Source organism: Balneola sp. EhC07 (genome assembly GCF_001650905.1).
Taxonomy (GTDB): Bacteria; Bacteroidota; Rhodothermia; order Balneolales; family Balneolaceae; genus Balneola.
The window spans coordinates 191,326-214,781 of the sequence record NZ_LXYG01000019.1 but is presented as its reverse complement, the minus strand read 5'-3'; the positions used below and the strand labels follow the sequence as shown (position 1 = coordinate 214,781).

22 protein-coding genes are annotated in these 23,456 nt (G+C 39.1%); 8 read left to right on the top strand and 14 right to left on the bottom strand.

Annotation, left to right across the window (positions count from 1 at the left end; all coding sequences use genetic code 11):
* Nucleotides 1–117: 117 nt before the first annotated feature.
* From A8B79_RS14170 to A8B79_RS14145, 6 genes are all read left to right on the top strand, one after another.
* The gene (locus tag A8B79_RS14170; RefSeq protein ID WP_066223921.1) at nucleotides 118–5,160 is read left to right on the top strand and encodes an FG-GAP-like repeat-containing protein; all 5,043 of its coding nucleotides are present in this window, start codon (nucleotides 118–120) and stop codon (nucleotides 5,158–5,160) included.
* A 109-nt stretch (nucleotides 5,161–5,269) separates the two neighbouring features.
* Complete coding sequence (locus tag A8B79_RS14165) at nucleotides 5,270–5,815, top strand: hypothetical protein (RefSeq protein ID WP_066223919.1); 546 nt, start codon at nucleotides 5,270–5,272, stop codon at nucleotides 5,813–5,815.
* Between the two features lie 154 nt (nucleotides 5,816–5,969).
* Complete coding sequence (secD, locus tag A8B79_RS14160) at nucleotides 5,970–7,787, top strand: protein translocase subunit SecD (protein ID WP_066223917.1); 1,818 nt, start codon at nucleotides 5,970–5,972, stop codon at nucleotides 7,785–7,787.
* 37 nt (nucleotides 7,788–7,824) lie between these two features.
* On the top strand, nucleotides 7,825–8,733 hold the full coding sequence (gene secF, locus A8B79_RS14155; RefSeq protein WP_066223915.1) for a protein translocase subunit SecF: 909 nt from the start codon (nucleotides 7,825–7,827) through the stop codon (nucleotides 8,731–8,733).
* Nucleotides 8,734–8,754: 21 nt separating this feature from the next.
* The gene (locus A8B79_RS14150; protein ID WP_066223912.1) at nucleotides 8,755–9,099 is read left to right on the top strand and encodes an STAS domain-containing protein; all 345 of its coding nucleotides are present in this window, start codon (nucleotides 8,755–8,757) and stop codon (nucleotides 9,097–9,099) included.
* Between the two features lie 81 nt (nucleotides 9,100–9,180).
* Nucleotides 9,181–10,458 (top strand): adenylosuccinate synthase, encoded by a 1,278-nt coding sequence (locus A8B79_RS14145; protein ID WP_066223910.1) that lies wholly within the window; start codon nucleotides 9,181–9,183, stop codon nucleotides 10,456–10,458.
* Between the two features lie 37 nt (nucleotides 10,459–10,495).
* Here A8B79_RS14145 and A8B79_RS14140 read toward each other — a convergent pair whose 3' ends face one another.
* Nucleotides 10,496–11,518, bottom strand: a complete 1,023-nt coding sequence (locus tag A8B79_RS14140; protein WP_066223909.1) for a hypothetical protein — start codon at nucleotides 11,516–11,518, stop codon at nucleotides 10,496–10,498.
* A gap of 286 nt (nucleotides 11,519–11,804) precedes the next feature.
* On the opposite strand from A8B79_RS14140, the gene A8B79_RS14135 reads away from it, so the two are divergent.
* Nucleotides 11,805–15,083, top strand: a complete 3,279-nt coding sequence (locus A8B79_RS14135) for an amidohydrolase family protein (RefSeq protein WP_082894196.1) — start codon at nucleotides 11,805–11,807, stop codon at nucleotides 15,081–15,083.
* A 64-nt stretch (nucleotides 15,084–15,147) separates the two neighbouring features.
* Here the strand turns inward: A8B79_RS14135 and A8B79_RS14130 are convergent, their stop codons facing one another.
* From A8B79_RS14130 to A8B79_RS14120, 3 genes are read right to left on the bottom strand one after another with little or no spacing between them, the layout of a single operon-like run.
* The gene (locus tag A8B79_RS14130) at nucleotides 15,148–15,450 is read right to left on the bottom strand and encodes a type II toxin-antitoxin system RelE/ParE family toxin (RefSeq protein WP_201118622.1); all 303 of its coding nucleotides are present in this window, start codon (nucleotides 15,448–15,450) and stop codon (nucleotides 15,148–15,150) included.
* Nucleotides 15,447–15,683 (bottom strand): type II toxin-antitoxin system ParD family antitoxin, encoded by a 237-nt coding sequence (locus A8B79_RS14125; protein WP_066223905.1) that lies wholly within the window; start codon nucleotides 15,681–15,683, stop codon nucleotides 15,447–15,449. Before A8B79_RS14125 ends, A8B79_RS14130 begins: the two co-directional genes overlap by 4 nt.
* A gap of 58 nt (nucleotides 15,684–15,741) precedes the next feature.
* Complete coding sequence (locus tag A8B79_RS14120) at nucleotides 15,742–16,029, bottom strand: hypothetical protein (protein WP_066223902.1); 288 nt, start codon at nucleotides 16,027–16,029, stop codon at nucleotides 15,742–15,744.
* 358 nt (nucleotides 16,030–16,387) lie between these two features.
* Here A8B79_RS14120 and A8B79_RS14115 point away from each other — a divergent pair, with 358 nt between their 5' ends.
* Nucleotides 16,388–17,998 (top strand): M14 family metallopeptidase, encoded by a 1,611-nt coding sequence (locus tag A8B79_RS14115; RefSeq protein ID WP_161485177.1) that lies wholly within the window; start codon nucleotides 16,388–16,390, stop codon nucleotides 17,996–17,998.
* A gap of 41 nt (nucleotides 17,999–18,039) precedes the next feature.
* Here A8B79_RS14115 and A8B79_RS14110 read toward each other — a convergent pair whose 3' ends face one another.
* The 10 genes from A8B79_RS14110 to A8B79_RS14070 form a co-directional block, all read right to left on the bottom strand.
* Nucleotides 18,040–18,468, bottom strand: a complete 429-nt coding sequence (locus A8B79_RS14110) for a VOC family protein (RefSeq protein ID WP_066223898.1) — start codon at nucleotides 18,466–18,468, stop codon at nucleotides 18,040–18,042.
* A 64-nt stretch (nucleotides 18,469–18,532) separates the two neighbouring features.
* Nucleotides 18,533–18,901 carry a VOC family protein gene (locus A8B79_RS14105; protein ID WP_066223896.1) on the bottom strand — a complete coding sequence of 123 codons (369 nt, stop codon included), beginning with the start codon at nucleotides 18,899–18,901 and terminating at the stop codon, nucleotides 18,533–18,535.
* Nucleotides 18,901–19,371, bottom strand: a complete 471-nt coding sequence (locus A8B79_RS14100) for a DUF6265 family protein (RefSeq protein ID WP_082894195.1) — start codon at nucleotides 19,369–19,371, stop codon at nucleotides 18,901–18,903. The genes A8B79_RS14105 and A8B79_RS14100 overlap by 1 nt, the downstream gene beginning before the upstream one ends.
* Before the next feature lie 73 nt (nucleotides 19,372–19,444).
* Nucleotides 19,445–19,642 carry an AraC family transcriptional regulator gene (locus tag A8B79_RS16405; protein ID WP_442855502.1) on the bottom strand — a complete coding sequence of 66 codons (198 nt, stop codon included), beginning with the start codon at nucleotides 19,640–19,642 and terminating at the stop codon, nucleotides 19,445–19,447.
* A complete protein-coding gene (locus A8B79_RS14095) occupies nucleotides 19,632–20,258 on the bottom strand; it encodes a DUF6597 domain-containing transcriptional factor (protein ID WP_066223894.1) in 627 nt (208 codons plus the stop codon). The genes A8B79_RS16405 and A8B79_RS14095 overlap by 11 nt, the downstream gene beginning before the upstream one ends.
* A gap of 3 nt (nucleotides 20,259–20,261) precedes the next feature.
* Nucleotides 20,262–20,717 (bottom strand): DUF1801 domain-containing protein, encoded by a 456-nt coding sequence (locus tag A8B79_RS14090; protein ID WP_066223893.1) that lies wholly within the window; start codon nucleotides 20,715–20,717, stop codon nucleotides 20,262–20,264.
* Between the two features lie 14 nt (nucleotides 20,718–20,731).
* On the bottom strand, nucleotides 20,732–21,283 hold the full coding sequence (locus tag A8B79_RS14085; protein ID WP_066223891.1) for a DUF4199 domain-containing protein: 552 nt from the start codon (nucleotides 21,281–21,283) through the stop codon (nucleotides 20,732–20,734).
* A 643-nt stretch (nucleotides 21,284–21,926) separates the two neighbouring features.
* Complete coding sequence (locus A8B79_RS14080; RefSeq protein WP_066223889.1) at nucleotides 21,927–22,409, bottom strand: anthrone oxygenase family protein; 483 nt, start codon at nucleotides 22,407–22,409, stop codon at nucleotides 21,927–21,929.
* 303 nt (nucleotides 22,410–22,712) lie between these two features.
* Nucleotides 22,713–23,132, bottom strand: coding sequence for a response regulator transcription factor (locus tag A8B79_RS14075; protein ID WP_066223885.1), 420 nt, complete (start codon nucleotides 23,130–23,132; stop codon nucleotides 22,713–22,715).
* Nucleotides 23,133–23,149: 17 nt separating this feature from the next.
* Nucleotides 23,150–23,455 (bottom strand): hypothetical protein, encoded by a 306-nt coding sequence (locus A8B79_RS14070; RefSeq protein ID WP_066223883.1) that lies wholly within the window; start codon nucleotides 23,453–23,455, stop codon nucleotides 23,150–23,152.
* Nucleotide 23,456 lies beyond the last annotated feature (1 nt).

Here is a 23,456-nt window from a genome sequence, read left to right as displayed (position 1 = left end):
TAATCGATTGAAAATCAGAAAAATACCCCGAACAGGGTATGTATTGTAAATGACATGTACGGTTAATTGTGGCACCCTAAATAGGGAGGAGTGACTATTAAATTAAAACAAACTGTTATGAAGCATTACTACAGAAAACTCAAGAAGAACATACTTTTAATTACAGGTTTAATGCTGCTTTCAGCGATTACACACACAGAGCTAAAAGCTCAGGTTGTTGCCGGGGTAGATACACTTAGCAAAATTTCGGGAACCTGGCAGTACTATGATTTTACAAGCCAAAAAGCTTTTTCAATTGAAGACACCGCAACATACACGCCCGATTTTTGGGGCAGTAGTAACGAAGGAGTAAACTTTGGAAAAGAGTTCTCATCATTAATTCCGGGAAAAAGAGTATTGCTTTTAGGATCCGGAAATATTGATACCGTAACAACAGTACCAACCTGGACAGATGCTGCTCCTTGGGTTGATACAAGTTGGGACTTTACAAATGGTACCCAAGGCCAGCCAATTTCACCGGGACAACTCTGGGTGGTTTATACCAGTGAAGGTTTGTACGCGGTAATGCAAATAGACGCTTTGCCTGACGGAAATTTTGGAGATAGTTTTGTTTTTAAATACAAGTATATGAGCGAAGGTGGTACGACTTTAGATGAAACAAATTTGAATTCTTCTGACCAATTAGTTGGCTTAGCAACCAGTAATTCAGGAAACGGTTTTGATCTGTCGGGAGAGATATCAGGTGAGCATGAAGATGCCGGAGATTATTTGCCCGATTTTGTTTTTGTAAACAATGAAGGAGTCAATTTCGGTAATGAGGGAAGCACCTCACTTTCTTCCACAGGCAGAAGGTTTTTACTATTAGGTGAAGGGAATCTTGATACCTTGAAATCAGTACCAACTCATTCAGATTCAGCTCCATGGGTAACGGTTTCGTACGATTTTGCTGACGGAACTGGAGGTCAGCCTATTTCTGTAGGACAACTATGGGGAATTTATACCAGAGAAGGAAAATATGCTGCAATTGAAATAACTGCATTACCGGGAGGTAATTTTGGAAGCTCTTTTGATTTCAACTACAAATATCAGCCGGATGGGAGTCGGTTTTTTGAAGAATCCGAATTTCAAGATCCAGATCCGGTTCTGTCGATCGCAATTGAAAGTGGGAATAATCAAACAGCCGATCTAAGTTCACAACCTGCAAATCCTATTGTAGTATTGATCACTGATCAGGATGGAGCAGTTGTAAGTGGTGAGACCATTAATTTTGAAATTACTAACGATCCCATAGGAGTAAATGAAGAGGGAACAGTTACTCCGTCTGATGTGAGCGATGCTTCAGGCTTAGCAGAAGCAACTGTTACTGTAGGGGACAAAGAAGGTATTTATACTATAAAAGCAGCTTTAGCTTCAGATGATACCAAGTTTGTGGAATTTACAATAACCGCAGAAGAAGAAGTGACCGGACCGCAGCCAACTACACTAGTGATCACGGGTGGACAAAATCAGGTAACGGTATTGGGAGATACCATAGCAACTTCTTTAGAGGTTGTTGTGATCGATGATATCGGCGAACCAATGAATGGCATCACGGTAACATTCGAAGAAGAGACTATTCCCAATGGAGCTGTTTCAGGTAGTTTTTTCACACCGGATGGAATAAATGTAAATCAGGCTACAACATTTAATAATCGTGCATACATGGATTATTCATTAGGTGATAAACAAGGTGACTATCTGATCAAAGCATATCTGGCCAATTACCCTGCCGTTGATTCAGTCGTATTTACAATTTCAGGAGAGCTGGTAAAAGCGCCAATGAACTTTACTGCTAATGCCCAATCAGGAGTAATTGATTTGATGTGGGATGTTGCTGAGGGAGCTAAAGAATACAACATTTACAGAGCATTGAATGATGATAATCCTGCAAATGCATCATTGTTAGCGACCATTTCAGGAAATGTTTCAATGGATGACAATGTAACCCCAGGGGAGACCTATTTTTACCGTGTATTCAGTGTAGATGCGTTTGGGAATGAAAGCGAGCTTGGAGCCGGACCTGTTAGTGCAACTCCTGCAGTTGTGGGTGATGTAGTAATGGGAACAGCAACTATTATAAAAGATGAAGGAGCGTGGCAGTTTTTCGATTTTTCTACTCAATCGGTGTCAAACCAAGAAGAAAATGGTGGATTTGTTGCGGATTTCAGAGGAACAAGTAATGAAGGGGTAAATTTCGGAGGTGAATTAGCCTCAAGCATTCAGGGTAAAAGAGTTATTTTACTTAATGGAGATGGGCTAGAAAGTGTTTCAAGTATACCATCTTGGACAAATGAAGAACCTTGGATTGGAACTACGTGGGACTTCTCAAACGGAACAGGTGGGCAGCCAATATCTGTTGGTCAACTTTGGGGAGTTTATACCAGTGAAGGACATTATGCAGCCATGGAAATCACAGAAGTACCCGAAGCATTCGGTACCAGTTTTTCTTTCACATATAAGTACCAACCGAGCGGTTCAAATCAATTTGAAGAAGTAGAACCGTTGATCCCAAGTGCAATAGTAAAAGTTTCAGGAGATGAACAGATCGGAAATCCTGAAAAAGCACTGGCTCAACCACTAATGGTGCAAGTAGTGGATGAAAATGAAACTCCTGTAGAAGGTATATCAGTAAATTTTGCCGTAACTAAGGTTCCCGAAGCAGCAATGAGCTGGGGACTAAGCGCGAACTCTGTAACTACAAATTCAGAAGGGCAAGCCAGAGTTATACTTACACTCGGAGACAAATTAGGCGAATACGAAGTTACCGCATCTGTTGATGAACTTGAGTCTGTGGTATTCAGTTCTTCCGCAGTTGAAATTCCTGCTCCTGATGCTGTAACCTTACTTGAGGTCAGGGATGGTTTCCGGGCAAACAGCTTGATGCCTCTTTGGACGCAAAGTAATAGCGAAAATTTCCTTAGATATCGCATATATATGAGTACTGAAGGTGGAGAATTGATGCTAGTTGATTCAACTCGTACAGGAAATCTGTTCACACAGGACACTGCTAAAACTATAAATGATTTGACGGCACTTCAGGATTATTCATTTGCAGTAACAGTAGTGAATGCGGATCTGCAGGAAAGTGAGTTGTCCAACATACTAACTAATTTCCCAAAACCGGTTCCTGATCAACCTAAAGATGTAGTTGCAACAGCAGGCGACAAAGCCGTTCAATTAAGTTGGGCAGCAAACGACAGTGCTTACTTTGATTATTACTATGTGTATTCAGGACTAGATGGATTCGGTGTTTTTGCAAACGATACTTTGTATGGATACAATAATACAAGTCTCGTGATCAGCGGATTAGAAAATGATCAAACATATCAATTCTATGTAATTGCTGTAAACAGATTCGGGCAGGAAAGTAGTTTTCCTGAAAAGATAACAGCTATTCCGGCTTCTACATACGAGGAGGAAGAAACAACACTGCCGAATTTGATAAACGGGATCTCTTCCTGGGCTGATACCGATAATGATGGAGATTTAGATCTATTGATCACCGGTCAGGAAGGCAATGATGAAGACCCGCAAACACTTTTACTAACAAATGATGGTAAAGGCGAACTTACAAATTCAGATCAAATATTTGAAGGAGTTGCCAATAGCACCGTATTTTGGTTCGATATCGATCAAAACGGGTATGTTGACTTGGTACTCTCAGGTGAATCAGCAACTGGTCCGGTTACTAAAGTGTATCTGAATAACGAAGGTACATTTACGGACTCCGGATTTTCTTTACCCGGATTCGAGGATGGAATAGTTTCCCCGGCTGATTATGACAGTGATGGCGATATAGACTTTCTTGCTGCGGGGACCGTCGATGGGAACCCTCAAACTTCGCTTATTAAAAATATGGGTTCCGGCATATTTGAGCCTGTTGCCTTTGGCTTCGCAGGTTTTAGTATGCCCGCTGCAAGTTGGGGAGATGCTAATGCTGATGGAAAGCCTGATCTATTTATCACAGGAGCAGATTCTGACGGGAATATTGATGCTATCCTTTATATGAACTTAGGGAATGACTCTTTTGTAGTGTCTGAATCCGTTTTTCAGGGTGTCATAAACGGTACAGTAGCATTCACCGACTTTGACTTAGATACAGATCAGGATGTTCTGATTACGGGTTATACTGATGCAGCTGAAACAAATTTGTTCACCGGTTTCTATGAAAATACAGGAACAGGCTTCGATCTGTTTTATTCAACCAACTCAAATCAGTCGGATAAAAGAAAGGTTGGCGGACTTTCGAAAAGCCGGGCTGTTGTTGGCGATTACGACAATGATGGTGATCCTGATGTGTTGATCAGCGCTGAAGGTGAAGCAACTATATTTAATAACAACCGTGGCGATATCAACGAAGAAAAACTGAATGTATCAGGCGCAGGCTCAGTAACATGGGTAGATTATGATGGCGACGGTGACTTGGATATAGTTATATCAGGAGCCAGCTCAAAAGTCCTTTCAAATAACACTTCCATTAAAAATACTGCACCATCTGTGCCGGAAGGGTTAATGTTTACTACCGCTCAGGATACTGTGAACTTGATCTGGAACGCCTCTTTAGATGCGCAAACTCCAACTAAATCCTTAACATATAACGTTCGAATTGGTACAAGTCCCGGAGCTTCTGATGTGCTTTCCGCTAATTCTGATCTTAGCACAGGAAAGCTAAGAACTCAGGCAAATGGAAATGCAGGCTACAAAACTTCATTATCTTTACGAGGTTTGCCAAACGGTACATATTATTGGCAGGTTCAGGCAGTTGATAATGGATTTATGGGATCAATGTTTTCGCAAGAACAACAATTTGATGTGACGCTGAGTACCGTTTCGAATGAAACCGAACAAGCTATTCCTTTAACAACAGAGTTAGCTCAAAACTATCCGAATCCTTTTAATCCAAGCACTACTATAAATTATACGCTTAAAAATGCCGGTCCGGTAAATATAAGAGTGTACAATGTTACAGGGCGTTTGGTGCAGGAGCTCGTTAATGATAGAAAGAGCGCAGGCGAACATGTTGTAAGCTTTGACGCCAGTAATTTAGCCAGTGGTATATATATCTATAGGCTACAAGCCGAAGGGAAAGTTCTAATAAGAAAGATGACACTCATAAAGTGATATAGTTAATATAAACTACAAAAAGGCTCCTTGAATAAAGCTCAGGGAGCCTTTTGTTTTTCAAGAAAAATATTGATTAAAGCCTTTCATTGTATATATATTACACTCTGTGAAAATTTTCAGAACACATATCACTAAAACATACAGTCTGGTAGTAATACTACTTGGATTTGCGCTTCATTTTGTTGCTCCTATTCAGGAAAGTAAAACTCATTCAGAGTTTACTTCGTGGTTGGATGCCAAAGTAAAATCTGAAGAGAATGCTGAGATCAGAAAGCTTATTTCAGATTTAGCTGATGACGCAGACGAACTGGATTCAGTGATAAGAAAAGCTTCAGAGATCGTATCAAAAAACAGCGAAGATTTTGAACTTCCATTTGGTAAATCAGATGATTCGAATGTTTTAGAAGTGATTATTGATGAGTGGAAAGCTTATCAGAGTTCTTCTAATGGGATGGGCAAGGCGGTTGTAATTGAGAACATTAAACCGAATGCCGTTTCTCAAAAAGAAGCTGCTTCTTTGAAAAAAGGGACAAACTCTGTTTCTGAGTCCTGTATGAACAACCTGGTTTCAATTGAATCCGGATGGGATACATTTTCACAAAATACTGCTTACACACCTTTCTTATCAGGGGTAGCGATAAACGCACCTTAGTACATCAGGGATTAAAATCCCAACTTTCAAATTCCAAACAACAATTTTAAAGAATTCATTTTTGAATTCTATTTAGACTAAGAGTAGATGATTTATCTCAATTCTTATGTCTTAAATCTAATATCTAATTACAAACAATCTAAAATCTAATCTTATGCAAGGAAACGGATTTAAAATAGGACTTATAGTGGCCTTTTTGGGACTTACGCTATTTTACCTATATCCAACTGTTATATACAATTTGGAGCAAAAACAAATAAGTGAACTTTCTTCTACTGACAGTACTCAATATGTAGATGAGCACAGAGAAAAGTTAGCAAGTCTTAAAGAACGAACGCTAAACCTTGGTCTTGATCTGCAAGGTGGAATGTACGTTATGCTTGAAGTAGGAACGCCACAGTTGATTCTTGAGCTGGCAGGCGAAAACAAAGACAGCGAATTAGAGCAAGTAGTTGCCAGTGCAAGAGCAGTAGCTTTGGAAAACGACACTGACTTCATCGATGAAATGGCTACAGAATTTCAATCACAAGGCGAAGGAGCCAGATTGAGTCGTTATTTCAGAAATGATGCGGCAGAAATTACTCGTCGTTCTACCAATGAAGAGATCATTACGTTCTTAAAAGCACAAAGAACAGAAGCGCTGGACAGAGCTATTGAAATTATTCGTACTCGTGTGGATAGATTTGGTGTAACTGAGCCATCCATCGTAAAACAAGGAACGGATAGAATCGTAGTTGAGCTTCCTGGTGTAGATGATAAAGAGCGAGTGCGTAATCTTCTGAAAGGAACTGCACGTCTGGAATTCAGATTGGCAGCCAACGCGAACGATTTCAGTTCTTTCATCAATCAGGTATATGATTATTTCGATGAGAAAGCTGCCGGTGATGAGGGAGATTCTTTAGATACCATACAGCCAAATGCTCTGCTGGAAGTTCTTATCCCAAGTCAGGGAAGTCCATATGTTCTTGGATATGCTGAAGAGCAAGACACTGCAGAAGTAAATGCACTACTTAAAGATCCGGAAATTGATCGCATGCTCCCAAGAAATACAACCATTATGTGGAGTGCAAATACACAGGCTAATCCACAAGGTGTAACAGAAGTTTTTACTCTATATGGAGTTAAAACGGATGTTGAAATGACAGGTGATGTTATTGAAGAGGCAAGCGTTCAGTTTGACCCTACTACCAACGTTCCTGAAGTTTCAATGACTATGAATGCAGAAGGCGCAAGAGATTGGGCAAGAATTACAGGAGCCAATATCGGTAAACCTGTAGCAATTGTTCTGGACGGTTTTATATACACCTATCCAAATGTGATTTCTAAGATAAGTAACGGTCGTTCATCCATTACAGGGGTTGAAAATGTAGGCGAAGCCGATGACTTGGTAAACATTCTGCTTTCAGGTGCACTTCCTGCTCCGTTGGAGATCGTTGAAGAGCGTACTGTTGGTGCTTCACTTGGTCAGGCTTCCATTGATGCAAGTTTGAACTCTGTATTAATTGGTTTATCGATCGTGGCAATTTTTATGATCGTGTATTACCGAACAGGTGGTGCAGTTGCTGATCTGGCATTGTTACTGAATATCGTGTTTATCTTGGGAATTTTAGCAGGCTTCAAAGCTACGTTAACACTTCCGGGAATGGCAGGTATCGTTCTGACCATTGGTATGGCAGTAGATGCAAACGTGCTGATCTTTGACCGTATTCGTGAAGAGCAACGTACCGGAAAAACCATCAAAGCTGCAATTTCTGCAGGTTACGCAAATGCAATGAGCGCTATTTTTGATGCCAACATCACTACAGGTTTTGTAGCATTAGTTCTTTTGAGTTTCGGAGTTGGTCCGATCAAAGGATTCGCTGTAACACTGCTTGCAGGTATCTGTTGCTCATTATTTAGTGCAATTATTATCACACGTGTAGTGGTAGATTATTTGACTCGTGCTAAATCTGACGCAGTAAACTTCGGTTAATCAACAAAGAAATTTAAAAGAGTAAAAGGATATAATTATGAGATGGTTTGAAACACCAAATTTTGATTTCGTTAGTAAACGAAAGATAGCTTACGTGATCTCCGGGATATTGCTAGCAATTTCCATTGGAGCGATTTTAACGAAAGGACTGCAGTACGGTATTGACTTTAAAGGCGGTAAAGAAATAGTCTTGAAGTTTGAGAAAGCTGTAGATGTAACTGAGATCAGATCCAGTTTATCTGATCCGTTAGGTTCAACTCCGGAAGTGAAGCTTTTCGGATCTGAATCTGAAGTGTTGATCAGAACAGACAACACAAACACAATTGAAGAGATCGAGACGGTAGTTCGCTCTACAATGTCACAGCTTTATCCTGATAATCAGGCTGAAACTGAAAAAACTGACAGTGTGGGTCCAAGAATAGCCGAAGATCTGAAATCAGGTGGATTGCAGGCAGTGATCTATTCTATGATCATTATCTTTGTGTACATTCTGATCAGATTCCGTAAATGGACATTCTCGGCCGGAGCCGTTGCTGCATTATTCCATGATGTGATCATAACGCTTGGTGCATTCACATTGTTAAGTGATGTGGTGAACTTCAGCTTACTGATCGATCAGAATATTATTGCAGCTTTCTTAACTATTGTAGGTTATTCTTTGAACGATACGGTAGTTGTTTTTGACCGTATTCGTGAGAACAGTATCGTACATAAAGGCATGGAATTTATTCCAATGGTAAATAAAAGCTTGAATGATACGCTAAGTAGAACTATTATCACTTCGGTTACCACCTTGTTTGTGGTTGCTGTGCTGTTTATTTTTGGCGGCGAAGTGTTAAAAGGTTTTTCTTTTGCACTGTTAATTGGTATTGTGCTTGGTACGTATAGTTCGTTATTTGTTGCCAGCTCTTTGGTAGTAGAATTAGACTCCAAAACCAAAAAATAATAAGTTTTAAATAATAGGATTATGAGCTTTAATACATCAGAACGCTACAGTAGCGTGGTTATCGAATTTAAAGGTAACGTAATGGGTGGACCCGATGCGGTTAGCCTGAACGAAAAACTTCATGAGCTAATTGATGCCGGAAAAACCAACATTGTAGTTGATCTCGGGAAAGTAAAGTTCATGAATTCATCCGGACTTGGAATGTTAATCGGCGCGCTTACAACTATGCGCAAAGCGGGTGGTGATCTAAGGATCGCTAATGCTACTGATAAGATTGAGAGTTTGTTGATCGTTACAAAATTGATCACAGTTTTCAAGCACTACAAATCAGTAGAAGAAGCAGCCGAATCATTCAACGAAGGTTGAAAAGTGTTTTCTAAATAGAACCTGAAAGGGGTGTAGATAACTACACCCCTTTTTTATTGTTAATAGTTTTTTAAAAAAGATATGTCAGTTAGAGTAGTAATTGGTGCCCAGTGGGGCGATGAAGGAAAAGGAAAGATCGTAGATCTGTTAAGCGATAAAGCGGATTTTATCGTTCGCTATCAGGGCGGAGCAAATGCAGGTCATACGCTTAAATTTGATGACAAAACCTTTGTTTTGCATCTGATCCCATCCGGAATTTTTAACGGTTCCGGTCATTGTGTTATCGGAAACGGTGTTGTTATCGATCCTATCGCTTTGGTAAAAGAGATCAAAGATGTGCAGGAGATGGGCTTCAGTTTAGAAGGACGTTTCTTCATCAGTCAAACGGCGCACGTAATTCTACCTTACCACAAACTCCTCGATCAGCTGAAAGAAAAGCGTCGTGGCGGAGATGCCATCGGAACTACAGGACGTGGAATTGGTCCGGCTTATGTAAGCAAGGTTTCGCGAGTTGGAATCCGAATGGTGGATCTGTTAGACAAAGAAGTTCTGAAAAAGAAAATAGAGCAGAATATCAGAGATATAAATTTCGCACTGGAGAATCTGTATCAGGAGCCGAAACTTTCTGTAGATGATTTGATGAATGAACTGGATGATTCCATCAATATTTTATCTCCTTATATCTGTAATACTACCAATTTATTGCACGAAGGTTTAGAAAGTAACAAGTCAATTTTACTGGAGGGAGCGCAAGGTTGTTTACTGGATGTTGACCACGGAACTTATCCGTATGTAACTTCTTCATCCCCAACTTCAGGTGGCGCTTGTACGGGTTCCGGTGTTCCACCAACAGCGCTTACTCATGTAATGGGAATTACAAAAGCGTATTGCACCAGAGTAGGAAACGGACCTTTCCCAACTGAACTTTTAGGAGAGACGGGAGAAGAACTTCGTAAAAAAGGTCATGAGTTCGGCGCTACTACCGGCCGACCAAGACGTTGTGGATGGTTAGATCTGGTTGCTTTGAAATACGCATGCAGAATTAACGGTATCAACGAACTCACGCTTACCAAGATGGATGTAATGGACGGCTTTGACGAGATCAAAGTGTGTACCGGATACAAGATCAATGGCGGAGAGGAAACCAAAGTATTCCCGCTGTGCTTGGATGAGATCGAAAATGTAGAGCCGGTTTATACTTCCATGCCGGGTTGGGATAAAGACATTTCTGGAATGACGAAATGGGATGAACTTCCTGATGCTGCGAAATCTTACATCGATTATGTTGAAAACTATCTGGGAGTGAAGTTTACGATCATTTCTACCGGACCGAAGAGGACTGAGACGATAGTTAGATAGAGTTGAGATATATGACTTGAGACGTAAGATTTAAGACTTAAGATGCATTCATTTTTTTTGACGGCAATGAGCCGGTAATGCTTTCAAATTTTTTATTAAGAATCTTTTTAAGTTCTTGAATATTTTTATACTCGGGTACATTATGAATTGAAAGATCAAAATGTAGTTTAGTACCCTTTTTTCGGAGCAAAATAGGTCTTTTACCTTCTGAGTGAGCATAACCAACTTCATAATATACATTTGGTCTTTCGGCAGTAAGGTCTGCAATGATGAACTCAGACTTTTTGATTCTATCCAAGATTATATCTGTAATTTTATTTTCATGTTGAATTTCATCCGCTCGAACAGCTTCTATCCCAAATTTTTTGCAAACTTCCTTAATACAGATAAGAATATCTTCTAATTCTGGATTTTCAGGGTTAATCTGCATTATGATGAAAGCAGTGTTTTTAACCTCAATATTCTTCTCTGAGTTTAATCCCGGTCTACTATCGTTAATTCCACCAAACATGGATAATTCGCGACCAGTAATTTGTTTTCTTGGTTTATTTTTTATTTCAAATCTTTTTTTGAGCCTCTTTGAGATACTTTTGAAGTTTTTATAATTGGAAAAATTCCTTGTGGAAACTGTAAAAGAGTCAAGATAGAGTTGAGCATCTGGGCCACTAGATGTACCAGATATAAACCCTCCGTATTCAAATAAAAGGTGTACTAGCTGTTCTAATTTTTTCCTGTCTAACTTTAAATTAGAAAGTTGGGAGATGGAAAATCTTTCGTTAGTAGGATTTTCCTTGATTAGTTTTGAAATAGAATGAATAACAGAATCACACTCATGTAATAAATTTGAGTTCGGATCTATTAACCAAATACCAAATAAAGTAATTCTACCATTCTTAAAATAATCGTAGTCTAGGTTTTCGGTTGAGAAGAAATAAGACAAATCGTCCCATAATTCTAATGATGCTGCTCTCTCGTCAATAGTTTCATAAGCCTTAAGCTTATTGTATGCGTAGGAAAGCCAAACTTTCTGGTCATTTTCAAAAACTTCAGAATCAGTCATCTAATTGTCAGTAATAGTTTGAAAGAAAATGTTAATTAAAGAAAATTATACTTCTAAAAAAACTTTACTGCCCAGAAAAGAAATGATAATAACTTATTAGTTTAATTAACTAGTTCCGATGCTCTGCGTAGGAACTGTTTCTTATATTGAAAAGTGGTGATTCTACGAATATTTTAAAAACCAATCGCCAAATCACATTTACGATTGCTAACAACCCTCTGCTTTTCATTACCACTTTTATTTAGTAAATAGAGCTACTAACTATTTACTAACAACATGGTGTACTATGAATAAGAGCAATATGAGATTATTGGGTACGGCTATTTTTGCATTTCTGATAGCGATCCCGACACAGTTAATAGGACAGGATAAAAGCAAAGAAAAAGAAAAGTGGGATGTTACCGAGCCAAGAGGCGAAACCAGAGAAATTTCATTCACAACAGATGAAGGTACCTGGATGACGCTGGATATTTCACCGGATAATAAATGGCTCTATTTTGATCTGATGGGGCATATTTACAGAATCTCGGCAGATGGCGGAAAAGCTGAAAACCTGACGGACAGTTCCGGAATTGCTCTTAATTTCCATCCTGCCATCTCACCTGATGGCTCACAAATTGCTTTTATTTCAGATCGTTCGGGTCAAAGTAATCTTTGGATCATGGATGCGGACGGATCTAATCCTAAACAGGTTTTTAAAGAGGGAATGGTTCGGGCAGTAACACCCGAGTGGACAAATGACGGTGAATATATCTTAGTGAGAAGACAAAGTCTTTCAGGCGGTGGAAGCGGAATATGGATGTATCATAAAGATGGCGGTCAGGGAATTGAAGTAGCAAATGGAAGTTGGCCTTCCGTATCTGATGTGGATTCTTATCTGTATTACTATGAAACAGTTGGTCCACGACAAGGGGTTGGTTTGAACGACGCTTTGAAAGGATATAATCAACTTCGCAGAAAAGATCTTAAAACCGGAGATGTGATCGAAATCACAAATGGTGTCGCCGGACAACAGATCAGAAGCTCTAGTGGTGGTGGTTATGCCGGAGAAGTTTCACCGGATGGCAGATATTTAGCTTTTGCTCGTCAAATACCAAGTGGTACCATTAATTACAGAGGACATGAATTTGGTCCAAGAACAGCACTTTGGTTGCGGGATCTTCATACCGGATCGGAGCGAATTATAATGGATCCTATCGACATAGATATGACGGAAACCATTAAAGTTCTTCGTGTTCTTCCGGGTTATAGCTGGACGAGCGACAGCAAACATATCTTTATCTCTCAGGGTGGAAAGATCAGAAAGCTTAATGTTGAGTCAGGACAGGTAGAAACAATATCGTTTGAAGCAGATATCCATCGTACTATCTCAGAACAAGCTTATCATAAGTTTGAAGTTCCTTTCGATGAGTTCAAAGCAAGATTTTTAAGATGGTACGCACTTTCGCCTGATGGTAAAAAGGCGACATTTCAGGCTATAGGCAGAATTTGGGTGATGGAAGTTCCGAATGGTACTCCAAAACGTTTAACCAAAGACTTTGAGCCTTTTGAATTTGCACCAAGTTGGTCGCCGGATAGTAAATTTATCGCGTTTTCAAGTTGGCATGATACTGATGGAGGTGAATTATGGAAAGCTGAAGTCAGGAATTCAAGATTAACAAAACTAACTAAAGAGCCCGGCGAATACCTTCATCCGAACTGGAGCGAAGATGGTTCAAAAGTAGTAGCAATAAAAGGATCAGGTACTACAAACCGGGGAAGAACCTGGGCATGGAATTCGTGGTATGATATAGTTGAAGTAAATTCGAAAGGAAGTGATGCGAGGCAAATTATCAGAATTGAAACAGGTGGCGGATCACGTTCTCAGCTGGCCCGACCATTTTACGGTCCCGAAAACAGGATCTTTTTTCAGGAGCCGGAAGATGGAGATTATGCTCTTAAATCTGTCCGAAAAGATGGGTCAGATGAAATAGTTCATGTGTCTATTGAAGATGGAGATGAAATTATGCTTTCTCCTGACGGCAATCACGTAGCAATCACAGAGGGAATGAATGTTTACTTAATGCCACTACCGTACTTGAGAACTAATAATGAAAGTATCAACATCAACAAAAAGAATGGAAAATTTCCGGTGAAGCAATTATCGAAAACCGGGGGATTTTTCCCAACCTGGCTCAGCGAAAATGAAGTGACTTTTGGAAGTGCTGATAGGATGTATAAGTATGATCTGGTTTCAGAAAAAACAGATAGCATTTCGATCAATCTAATAGTGAAAAAAGATAAAGCTTCAGGCTCGATCGCTATAACAAATGCAAGGATCATCACTGTAAATGAAAATGATGATGTGATTGAATCAGGAAGTATAGTTGCTGTAGATGGTAGAATAACCTGTGTAGGAGATTGCGATACTTCAGGAGTGGATGAAGTTATAGATGCCTCCGGAAAAACCATTATGCCCGGTCTTATTGATATGCACGCGCATCATTATCGTGAGTATCGTGGGATTATGCCAAAGAAAAACTTTGAAACAGCTATTTATCTGGCGTTTGGAGTAACCACTAATTTAGACAATTCCATGTGGTCTCATAATGTGTTTCCAACCGCAGAATTAATCGATGCAGGAGAAATTTTAGGTCCCAGAACTTTCAGCACAGGAGATCCCTTATATCGAGGTGACGGAACGAATCAAAATGAATTATCCAGTTATGAAGTAGCGGAGGAAAATATCGAAAGATTGAAATCCTTTGGGGCGGTTTCTTTAAAGCAGTATCTGCAACCACGTCGAGACCAGCGGCAATGGGTTACTGATATAGCCCGAAGAGAAGGTTTAATGGTTACTACAGAAGGAAGTGATCTTATGTATAATCTAGGCCTTACACTGGACGGACACACTGCATTTGAACACCCAATGAGCTACGGTATTATTTATAAAGATGCATCTATGTTTTTCGGGAAGGCGAAAATGGTGTATTCACCAACATTTATGGTAGGTGGAATGGGGCCTTGGAATGAGGAATACTATTATCAGAGAGAGGATGTTTGGAAGAATGAGAAGATGCAGCGTTTTCTTCCCTGGAGACAATTACTTCCGCACACAAGAAGACGCATGTTACGCCCTGAATCTGATTATGGATTCCCGTTAATTGCAGAATCATTGAAAGATGTAATTGAAGCAGGTGGTTATGGAGCTATTGGATCTCACGGTCAAATACATGGTATTTCAAGTCATTGGGAACTTTGGATGACCGCGGCAGGGATGAGTAATCTCCAAGCCATTCGGGTCGCGACTTTTCACGGAGCCTATTTCTTAGGTATGCAGGATGACCTAGGGTCATTGGAAGAAGGGAAAATTGCTGATCTGTTGGTGATCAATTCCAATCCTTTAGATGATATCGAGAACACACTTGATATGATGTATGTGATGAAAGATGGAAAACTATATGAAGCAGCGACTCTTAACGAAGTATGGCCTGAAAAGAAAAAGTATGGCCCATATTATTGGGTTGATGAAGATGCTTTAAAATCAGATTCTATTCCCATGGACTATTGGGATAGAAATAAATAGAAGAATTAAGGAGCCTGTTACAGGCTCCTATTTTCTTTAGGACAAAAGTGGAATAAGGCATTAGCTACAAAAAGTTTTTTATATCTCTGCTTACATGAAGAATACGAACTATCCTGATTCTATCTTCCAATACACGATAAAATATGACATGTGATTCCTGAACAATACTTCTCAATCCGAATTTAATTTCATCACGTTTTCTCCCTAGCTCTGGGGAGTTAACTAAATCGGTAAAAATATTATCAAGTTCCGAGATGTACTTTAGAGCTTGATCAAAGCCGAATTCTTGTTCTGTATAATCGAATATTTTTTCAATATCAGAATCTGCTGCTAAAGAAAGCTCGTAAGATTTGATCTTAGAATTCACTCAGTAGCTTTCTGAAGTTTTTTAGATTGTAGAATATCCTGAACTGTTCTGGTACTCGCCGGACCTTCCCAGCCTTGCTCAATTGCTGATTTAAGATCGTCCAAAATTTTATGCCGATAGAATTGATGCAATCTTAAAGCGTCTCGAACTACTTCACTGGCATTTTGAAAATCACCTGAATCTATCTGATCGGCAATATATTTCTCTTGTTTGTTTGTAAAACTGACATTCATAAAATCATTTTTCTATAAATGTATTTTATTTATCCATATTTAGCAAATATGGATAAATTTACTTCCCGCAAAAGAAATGATGATGGTGATGACCAAATACGGCATGACTTACATACGGCTCAGCATATGCGGTAGCAGTTGCCAGTAGCAAAACAATGATCAACGCACTTTTTTTGTACTTAGGATTTTCAGAGTTTTTGAGTTTCCAGGCGACAAAACCAAGAATGGCTGTTAAAAGTATTTTAAAAAGTCTGGCTTCCCAACCTATGTAAGGACTAAATCCCCCGATGATCCAAAAGAACAGCAGAACTGATCCGGTGAAAAAGAAGGCTTTTGAGTTTTTCATGATCTCCCCATTTAACTAACAGTGACTGTAATAACACGGATAGTTTTCGTATTGGTTTCATTTGTGATGTATATCCATCTGCGAGGAACGTATGTGACGAAGCAGTCTCCTGTTAAGATCGAAATATTTTGACCCCATCTGTCTTCCCCTTGAATAAGGGGAAGGACTCGTTGATCAAGAATTTGAATATGTTTAGAAATTCCCCTCCTTTTGAAAGGAGGGGCGAGCTATCTGGGTAGTAAAATATGAGTAGGAATTGGGGAGGTTAGGAAAAGCAAAGTTATAAGTAAAAATTCGAAATGCTCTAATGAGAATTCAATTCAATTTGGTATCATCAACTGCACAAAAAATACTTGTTATGAAAAAGCTTTTACTGGTCACTTTCTTATCGATTTTATCAACTTCTGTGTATGCTCAATGGCCGGCTGAATTGATAACCACTCCTGAGAAAACCAATTATCAGGAAACGTCTACCTATGCAGATGTAATGAAATTCATCAAAGCACTTCAACCTAAAACAGATCTGATGCATCTGGAATATATGGGGAAGAGTTTAGAAGGAAAGGATATTCCTGTAGTTGTGATGGCAGATCCAAAAGTTTCTACTCCGGAAGAAGCAGAGCAATCCGGAAAGCCGGTGATGTATATTCAGGGAAATATTCATTCCGGAGAAGTAGAAGGAAAAGAAATTCTTCAGATCCTGATGAGGGAAATTCTTCTTGGCGATAAAAAGTACCTGCTGGAGAATCAGATCATTGTTTTTGCCCCGATCTACAACACAGATTCCAACGATAAAATGGATGTGCAAGTAAGAAGGTCACAGGAAGGTAGTCCACAGAAAACAGGAATTCGTGCAAACAGTCAGGGTTGGGATCTGAACAGAGATGGAATGAAAATGGAAGCACTCGAAACCAACGCGATGATCCAAAATGTGATTGTAAAATGGGATCCTGAAATATTTGTAGATCTGCATACTACAAACGGAACATGGCATGGCTATTCGTTGACCTGGGCTCCGAGTTATCACTCTGCGGGAGAAAAAGCTCCTTATGATCTTACCTGGAATGAATTACTGCCTGAGGTTACACAAAAGGTTAAAGAAGAGTACGACGTGTATTTAGGTCCTTATGGTGGTTACAGCTTACGACAAGGATGGCCACCTAAAGCTTTGTACACATACAATCATCATCCAAGATATTTGGTGAATCAAATGGGGTTGAGAAATAAGATCGGGATTTTAAGTGAAGCATTTGCTCACGAGAGATTGTACGAAAGAATGAACTCAACCAAAGCTTTCGTGACGGAAATTCTGGAGTATACCAATGAGAATGGAAAGCGAATTGCTCAGATCAATGACAATGCAACTCAGTCAGCTATTCAAAATGTATTGGATAATTCGGGAAAGAAAAAGAAGGGAGTACGATTTCGTATGATTCCTCTTGAGGATACTTTTACGCTCCGAACTTACAACTACATTCCTTATGTAACAGCAGAAGGAGATACAAGCTACATCAGATCAGGGGAGATCATTGAAGTTCCTGATGTGCAGAATTACAGCAAATTTGAAGCAACAGTTGAAAGTACGATACCAAGAGGGTATATCATCCCAAAAGAAATGAAAGCCATTGCAGATCATTTAAAAAAGCAGGGAGTGATTGTCTCAGAGCTCAAAAATCGAAAAGAATACGAAGGGGAAGTTTTTGAGATCACAAAATTCGAAAAGTCGCAGCGACAATTTGAAGGTCACAATATGGCTAGAGTTGAAGGCGAATTTAAAGAATCTACCAAGATGGCAAACGAAGGAGATTTTTTAGTGGATATGGCTCAGCCGCTCACCAATCTGATCTTTTATATGTTGGAGCCTCAATCAGATGATGGTTTAGTTACGTGGAACTTCTTTGATGAGTATTTCGAGAAGAATGGAGTAAATGAAAAGAATGTGATCTATCCGGTGTTTAAATATTTTTGAGAAGAAGCTAATAGCTGTTAGCTGACAGCTATTAGCTAAATCTAGCTCATCTTATTTACATCTTCCTCATTCAGCATTTCTTCATACGGTCCATCGAAGGGTTCCCAGAGTTCAATTTTGTAACCATTTGGGTCCATGATCCAGCCAAACTTTCCATATTCTTCGACCTGCATTTCTCCTACTATTTCCACTCCTTCTTCTTTTAGAACTTTGAGCAGAGCTTCCAGATCTTCCACCCGATAGTTGATCATAGCATCTTTCTTACTAGGATTTGTATAGGTCGTGTCATTCTTGAAAATACTCCATGCTGTATAGCCCATTTTCTCTTTGTCTTCAGCGTGTCGCCAAATGAACGTTCCACCCCACTGTCCGGATTTAATTCCCAGATGCTTATCGTACCATTCATTCGTTGCTTTCGGATCTTCTGCTTTCAAGAAAACCCCGCCAATGCCTGTCACTCTTTTTTTCATATTAATCTAAATTAAATATTCATTTTTGGATGTTGGATGTTGGATGTTGGATGTTGGATGTTGGTTAGTCATTATGCTGATCAAACAAGATCTGATTCCCATCCGGATCTTCAATACAAAAATGACACGGTCCTTTTTCTTCCTGTAAAGATTCCGATTCCATCAGGAATTTGACGTTATCATCTTCTTTAAGCTTCTTGTACTCCGATCGTGCATCCGTTGGATTAAAAGTGATAATGTTCTCCTCAAACATTCCCTGAAACAGACCGATCTTAGAATGCCCATTTTCCATAATGATCCAATTATGTTCGATCGGTCCTGTTCCTTCAACAGGAGTAAATCCGAGTTTTTCGTAAAACGCTTTTGAGGCATGAATATCTTTCACTGCAAGCGAAAGAGAATGATTATTTGGGTTAACTGATTCTGTACTCATTAGAACTTGGGTTTAGTTTTAGTCCAGACCCATTCCATAGATTTTTCACCACTTTCATCTTCAATGCGAGCGGTAAGTGTATCTCCGGATCTGGAGTAGATTATTCTTTGGGGAAAGTCATGTTCAAGATTTTCGAAGACAACTTTCTGATCTTTATTTTCGGTCATTGTAAAGGTAGTGCCTGCTCTGCCTCCCGGACTGGCGACATATACAATTCCTTCTCTGGTTCTCATAATTCTGAGATACTCGAAAGAAGAACGTCCGTTTGCATACACATCTCTGTGAACGCCAAGCATCATATATCCTGAGCCATTCGTCCAAAGTTCTTCGATAGTTGTACCGTCTTCGGTAGAAGTCCAATATCCTGTTAACCAGGCTAATTCCGGAAGAGCAGGATCGGGAGTTTGAGCATTTAGTTGTACAATTCCTGTGAAGATCATTAGTAAAACAAGAGAAAGTAATTTTTTCATAATTCGATATTTAAGATTAATGAGTTATGAAAGTTAGCACTGGTTCTTTTCTGAGTATTGTATAAAACCGACATCATAAAGCACCTTCCTTGTTAAGAAAAAAGTTTGCCATATTAAGTTCATTAAAGAAATAATTAGACGGATCTTCGCCGGTAAACTCCTGAAAGTTTTTAATAAAATGGGACTGATCATAAAATCCTGCCAGTTGTGCAATTTCACTCCATTGTGAATTGTCTTTTTGTACACATTCAAAAATGTAGCTAAATCGGATGATCCTGCAATAGAATTTTGGCGATAATCCCGCATATCTTTTTAAACAATCGTTCTAATTGTCTTTCACTTAAATTAACAGATGCTGAAATATCACTTATAGGAACAGAGGCATTGGAGTCCAGGATCAAATCAATAGCAGAACGAATTTTTTCAATAGGGGCTAATTCCGGTATCAATTCTTGAAAAAAGGTATTAAGAGCTACGATTTTAAGTTCATGATCTGAGTTCTTTGTCATTAAGCCTTTTATTGGCTCAAACTCTTCTTTCAATATCAGATCCAAATCAACTACAGAATCAGTAAACTCATCCATGTTTAGATAGAACAATTCTGCCAACGCATATGGCTTGAACTTGATACCGATCATCCCCGTGGTTCCGGTGTTTTCCAGATAAAAATGATTTTTGATCTGTCCGGCTAACAAAGCTTTTGACTGTGTTTCCCATTCTCCGCTGATATTGATTCGGTAATTATCGCCATAATGAAAGATGATCTCCGGAAATCCATCAGGGATTATTTTTTGCTGATGGATCTCTTTGCTTTCATCTTCAATCACCCAATAGCATTCTATAAGGTCTTTTAAAGTAGATGAAGGAGAAACTCTTTCGTACATCATAAACTATCGTTTTACAGCAGATTCATATTTATCGATCCAATCCTGAACCGACATCTTTTGCACCAATTCCGCAATTAAGTCATAAGGAATTTGATCCGGTTTTTTGAAACGGATACAGCTCTTTCCCATATCAAGTTTCGTTTTTACATGATTAGGATATTCTGAAGTAAACCAATTCAACAGTTTTTCATCAGAATAAATACCCATATGATATAGCCCGACAAAGTTCTTTTGCGAAGCAATACTTAAAAATGGAAGTGGCAATTCAGGAGAACAATGATAACCGTCCGGATAAATGGAATGAGGAACTACATAGCCGATCATTCCATAACTCATGGTCTCCTCAAAGCCTTTGGGAAGATTATCATTTATGGTTTTACGAAGTTTTTTCATAGCTGAAACCCGTTCTTCAGGAAGTTCAGCGATGTATTCGTCAGGGGAAGATGCTTTGCTTTGCATGATATAAATATTTTTTAAGCTGTTGTTTCTTCTTTTTGGGAAGAGAGGAAATTTTGATTTCTAAAAAGTGCTGCACTGATCAGGGATAGTAGTAATCCAACCGGAAATATTTCAGTAAATGTAAGAGGAAGTCTGTACCAGGGATTATCATATTTTCTTTCCATTTCTTCCATTTGCTCAATAGTTGCTTCCAGTTCTTGAGCTGATGCTCCTGACTCTCTGGCACTATTAATAATAGAATCAGTGTATTCACTAATGAACTCATAATCAGTCAGATAAAGATTGATTTCCCAAACAATGACATACACGAGACCTGCCATCAATGAAATTCCCAGACCTATCTTTAAAGCGGTACCGAATTTTATAATGCCGCCAAGATCTTCATCTCTGTATTTCTTGGTCGCGACAAAGATCATCGAAAAACCGATAAGCATGATTGAGTAGCCAAGGGCTTCGGAAGAAAAGAAAGCGTTGCCTCCATATTTGGCTACATAGATTCCCAGAGTCATGCTAAGAATGATAACTGCTCCGGTGATGGAACCATAAACAAGGATGATTTTTTTCATAATGTGATTAGTTGGAGTTAATGTACACCAAAAGAGTAAGCAATTAACAGAAAACGGTAATCACCCGAAAGTATGATTTTGCAAAAATCGTAGGAATGGGTGAGGAGTTCTGGGAAACTGAATCCGGATTGTTATGAAAGCTGTAAACTCGAACTAAATCCGGATCTCGGGCATACGCCGCGAGATGACCGATATTTGTTAAAATGTCGGGGTCTATTTTTAAAGTTTATTTATAGTAACCCAAGACCCGTCATCCTGAACTTGTTTCAGGATCTCGTGGTGGGGCTTGAAATCTCTTCTATGCAAGTTCAGAAACAGAAGCCTCACAAAGATTCCGAAACAAGTTCGGAATGACCCGATTGGAGTTAAAAGAAACCCATCCCTGTCCCTTCCCTTCGATAAGGGAAGGGGACTTTGATATTAGTATCTAGTCTAGTTTAAGAGTTTCCCTCCCTAAAGTTAGGGAGGGAATAAGGGTGGGTCAGAGCAATCCGGAATCTTATTTACAACGTTAAACCAGTGATTAGGTTATTTCTGCAAAGCCCTGCTTTGATTACTATCTCTGCAAAGATAAGGTTAGTAACCTCGCAAAGATTCCGAAACGAGTTCGGAATGACCATATTAAGTTTTCTTATCTCAAGCATCAAAAAACAACAAGCAAAGTCGAAGTTAAAACCGCAAAAATGGTTCGGATTATATTCGATCGATTCCATCTTCTCTCAAAATGATCTCGCTCTATTTTTAGAGAAACTTCGTCTAGAGTTTCAAGATCTAGTTTTTGAACTCTGTTATTGAGAGGGATATTTATAGAAGCGGTAGGAAGTTGAACGCCTAAAAGGGAGAAAACCGTGATCGCTAGTACAGCTAAAAGCTTATATCCCTCATAAACTTGTACTCCCTGAATCACCAAAGCAATAATTGAAAGAACAGATCCCACCCAAACTATCATAAAGATCGGATTGTTATTTTGGATGATGAGATCCATTTCCCGAAAGGCTTTCAAAAAATTACGATCATCTAAGTTTTTGATACCAGGCATTACGACTAAAGAAAAAGCCAACAGAAATCCGGCTACTAAAGAACATAGAACTGTTGCTGTGATAAATGTTATTTGTAGAAGATCCATGAACAAATTTAGAAAAAAGAAAGATCAATGACATTCTGTATTAATAGTCTTAAAAATCTAAACTGTATATAAAGTTTAGAATTTTAGGTGAATGCAGATCTCGGGCATATGCCGCGAGATGACCGATATTTGTTAAAATGTCGGGGTCTATTTTTAAAGTTTATTTATAGTAACCCAAGACCCGTCATCCTGAACTTGTTTCAGGATCTCGTGGTGGGGCTTGAAATCCTTTCTATGCAAATTCAGATGCAGAAACCTCACAAAGATTCCGATCCGCCAGCTGGCGGACGGAATGACCCGAAATCACTCAATAATCTTCAACGACTTCGCTTTCTCTACCGCTTGGGTTCGGCGTTTTACGTCCAGTTTTTCGTAGAGATGAGAGAGATGGGTTTTGGTTGTGTTCACAGAGACAAAGAGTTTGTCGGAGATCTGCTTATTAGATAATCCCTGAGCAACCAATTCGAGTACTTCAAGTTCCCGCTCACTGATCTTTAAATACCGGATGGCTTTTTCGTTTTGCTCAAAGGGAGGAGATTCTATTTTGGTTTGATTGGTCAGCTTTTTCCCAGCCCACAATCCTAGTGCGGTAAAAATAAGGGCAATAAGGAAAACGAAAACTTCGGTAGATAACTCATGCACAAAATACCGATACTCGAAATACTCCAACAAGAAAACGAGTACTGCTAATGAAAGACCATATATGAGGATGGTTTTTTTCATTTATTCAAAAGTCCACGTTATAATTCTTCTATGTTTAAGATTTCAACCTTTGGGATAAAGACATTGAAGCTGCAGAGGAATTTGTCGTCCAAAGGCTTTAGTAACAAACCAACTTCTAAACTATCTCGTTTAAAATTATTGGTAAGATTGACAGGGTGAAATGTTTCACCTTTATTGGTTTTTATATTCCACCCACAACCATCAACTGCTGGCTCGCCAGAAAATTCCATAATTCCTTCTCTGGAATAAACCAAAGATTCTTCAATATTAGAACCGCAGCTTAAGGTTAAAAAAATTAGGGGTATAAAAATTAGAGTTTTCATA

Coding starts and splice junctions, on each gene's coding strand:
- A8B79_RS14070 (WP_066223883.1), bottom strand. CDS start 23,455: ATGAAAACTCTAATTTTTATACCCCTAATTTTTTTAACCTTAAGCTGC.
- A8B79_RS14075 (WP_066223885.1), bottom strand. CDS start 23,132: ATGAAAAAAACCATCCTCATATATGGTCTTTCATTAGCAGTACTCGTT.
- A8B79_RS14140 (WP_066223909.1), bottom strand. CDS start 11,518: ATGACTGATTCTGAAGTTTTTGAAAATGACCAGAAAGTTTGGCTTTCC.
- A8B79_RS14100 (WP_082894195.1), bottom strand. CDS start 19,371: ATGAAAAAATTACTTTCTCTTGTTTTACTAATGATCTTCACAGGAATT.
- A8B79_RS14080 (WP_066223889.1), bottom strand. CDS start 22,409: ATGGATCTTCTACAAATAACATTTATCACAGCAACAGTTCTATGTTCT.
- A8B79_RS14145 (WP_066223910.1), top strand. CDS start 9,181: ATGTCAGTTAGAGTAGTAATTGGTGCCCAGTGGGGCGATGAAGGAAAA.
- A8B79_RS14110 (WP_066223898.1), bottom strand. CDS start 18,468: ATGAAAAAAAGAGTGACAGGCATTGGCGGGGTTTTCTTGAAAGCAGAA.
- A8B79_RS14135 (WP_082894196.1), top strand. CDS start 11,805: ATGAATAAGAGCAATATGAGATTATTGGGTACGGCTATTTTTGCATTT.
- A8B79_RS14095 (WP_066223894.1), bottom strand. CDS start 20,258: ATGATGTACGAAAGAGTTTCTCCTTCATCTACTTTAAAAGACCTTATA.
- secD (WP_066223917.1), top strand. CDS start 5,970: ATGCAAGGAAACGGATTTAAAATAGGACTTATAGTGGCCTTTTTGGGA.
- A8B79_RS14115 (WP_161485177.1), top strand. CDS start 16,388: ATGAAAAAGCTTTTACTGGTCACTTTCTTATCGATTTTATCAACTTCT.
- A8B79_RS14125 (WP_066223905.1), bottom strand. CDS start 15,683: ATGAATGTCAGTTTTACAAACAAACAAGAGAAATATATTGCCGATCAG.
- A8B79_RS14150 (WP_066223912.1), top strand. CDS start 8,755: ATGAGCTTTAATACATCAGAACGCTACAGTAGCGTGGTTATCGAATTT.
- A8B79_RS14090 (WP_066223893.1), bottom strand. CDS start 20,717: ATGCAAAGCAAAGCATCTTCCCCTGACGAATACATCGCTGAACTTCCT.
- A8B79_RS14170 (WP_066223921.1), top strand. CDS start 118: ATGAAGCATTACTACAGAAAACTCAAGAAGAACATACTTTTAATTACA.
- secF (WP_066223915.1), top strand. CDS start 7,825: ATGAGATGGTTTGAAACACCAAATTTTGATTTCGTTAGTAAACGAAAG.
- A8B79_RS14105 (WP_066223896.1), bottom strand. CDS start 18,901: ATGAGTACAGAATCAGTTAACCCAAATAATCATTCTCTTTCGCTTGCA.
- A8B79_RS14120 (WP_066223902.1), bottom strand. CDS start 16,029: ATGAAAAACTCAAAAGCCTTCTTTTTCACCGGATCAGTTCTGCTGTTC.
- A8B79_RS14085 (WP_066223891.1), bottom strand. CDS start 21,283: ATGAAAAAAATCATCCTTGTTTATGGTTCCATCACCGGAGCAGTTATC.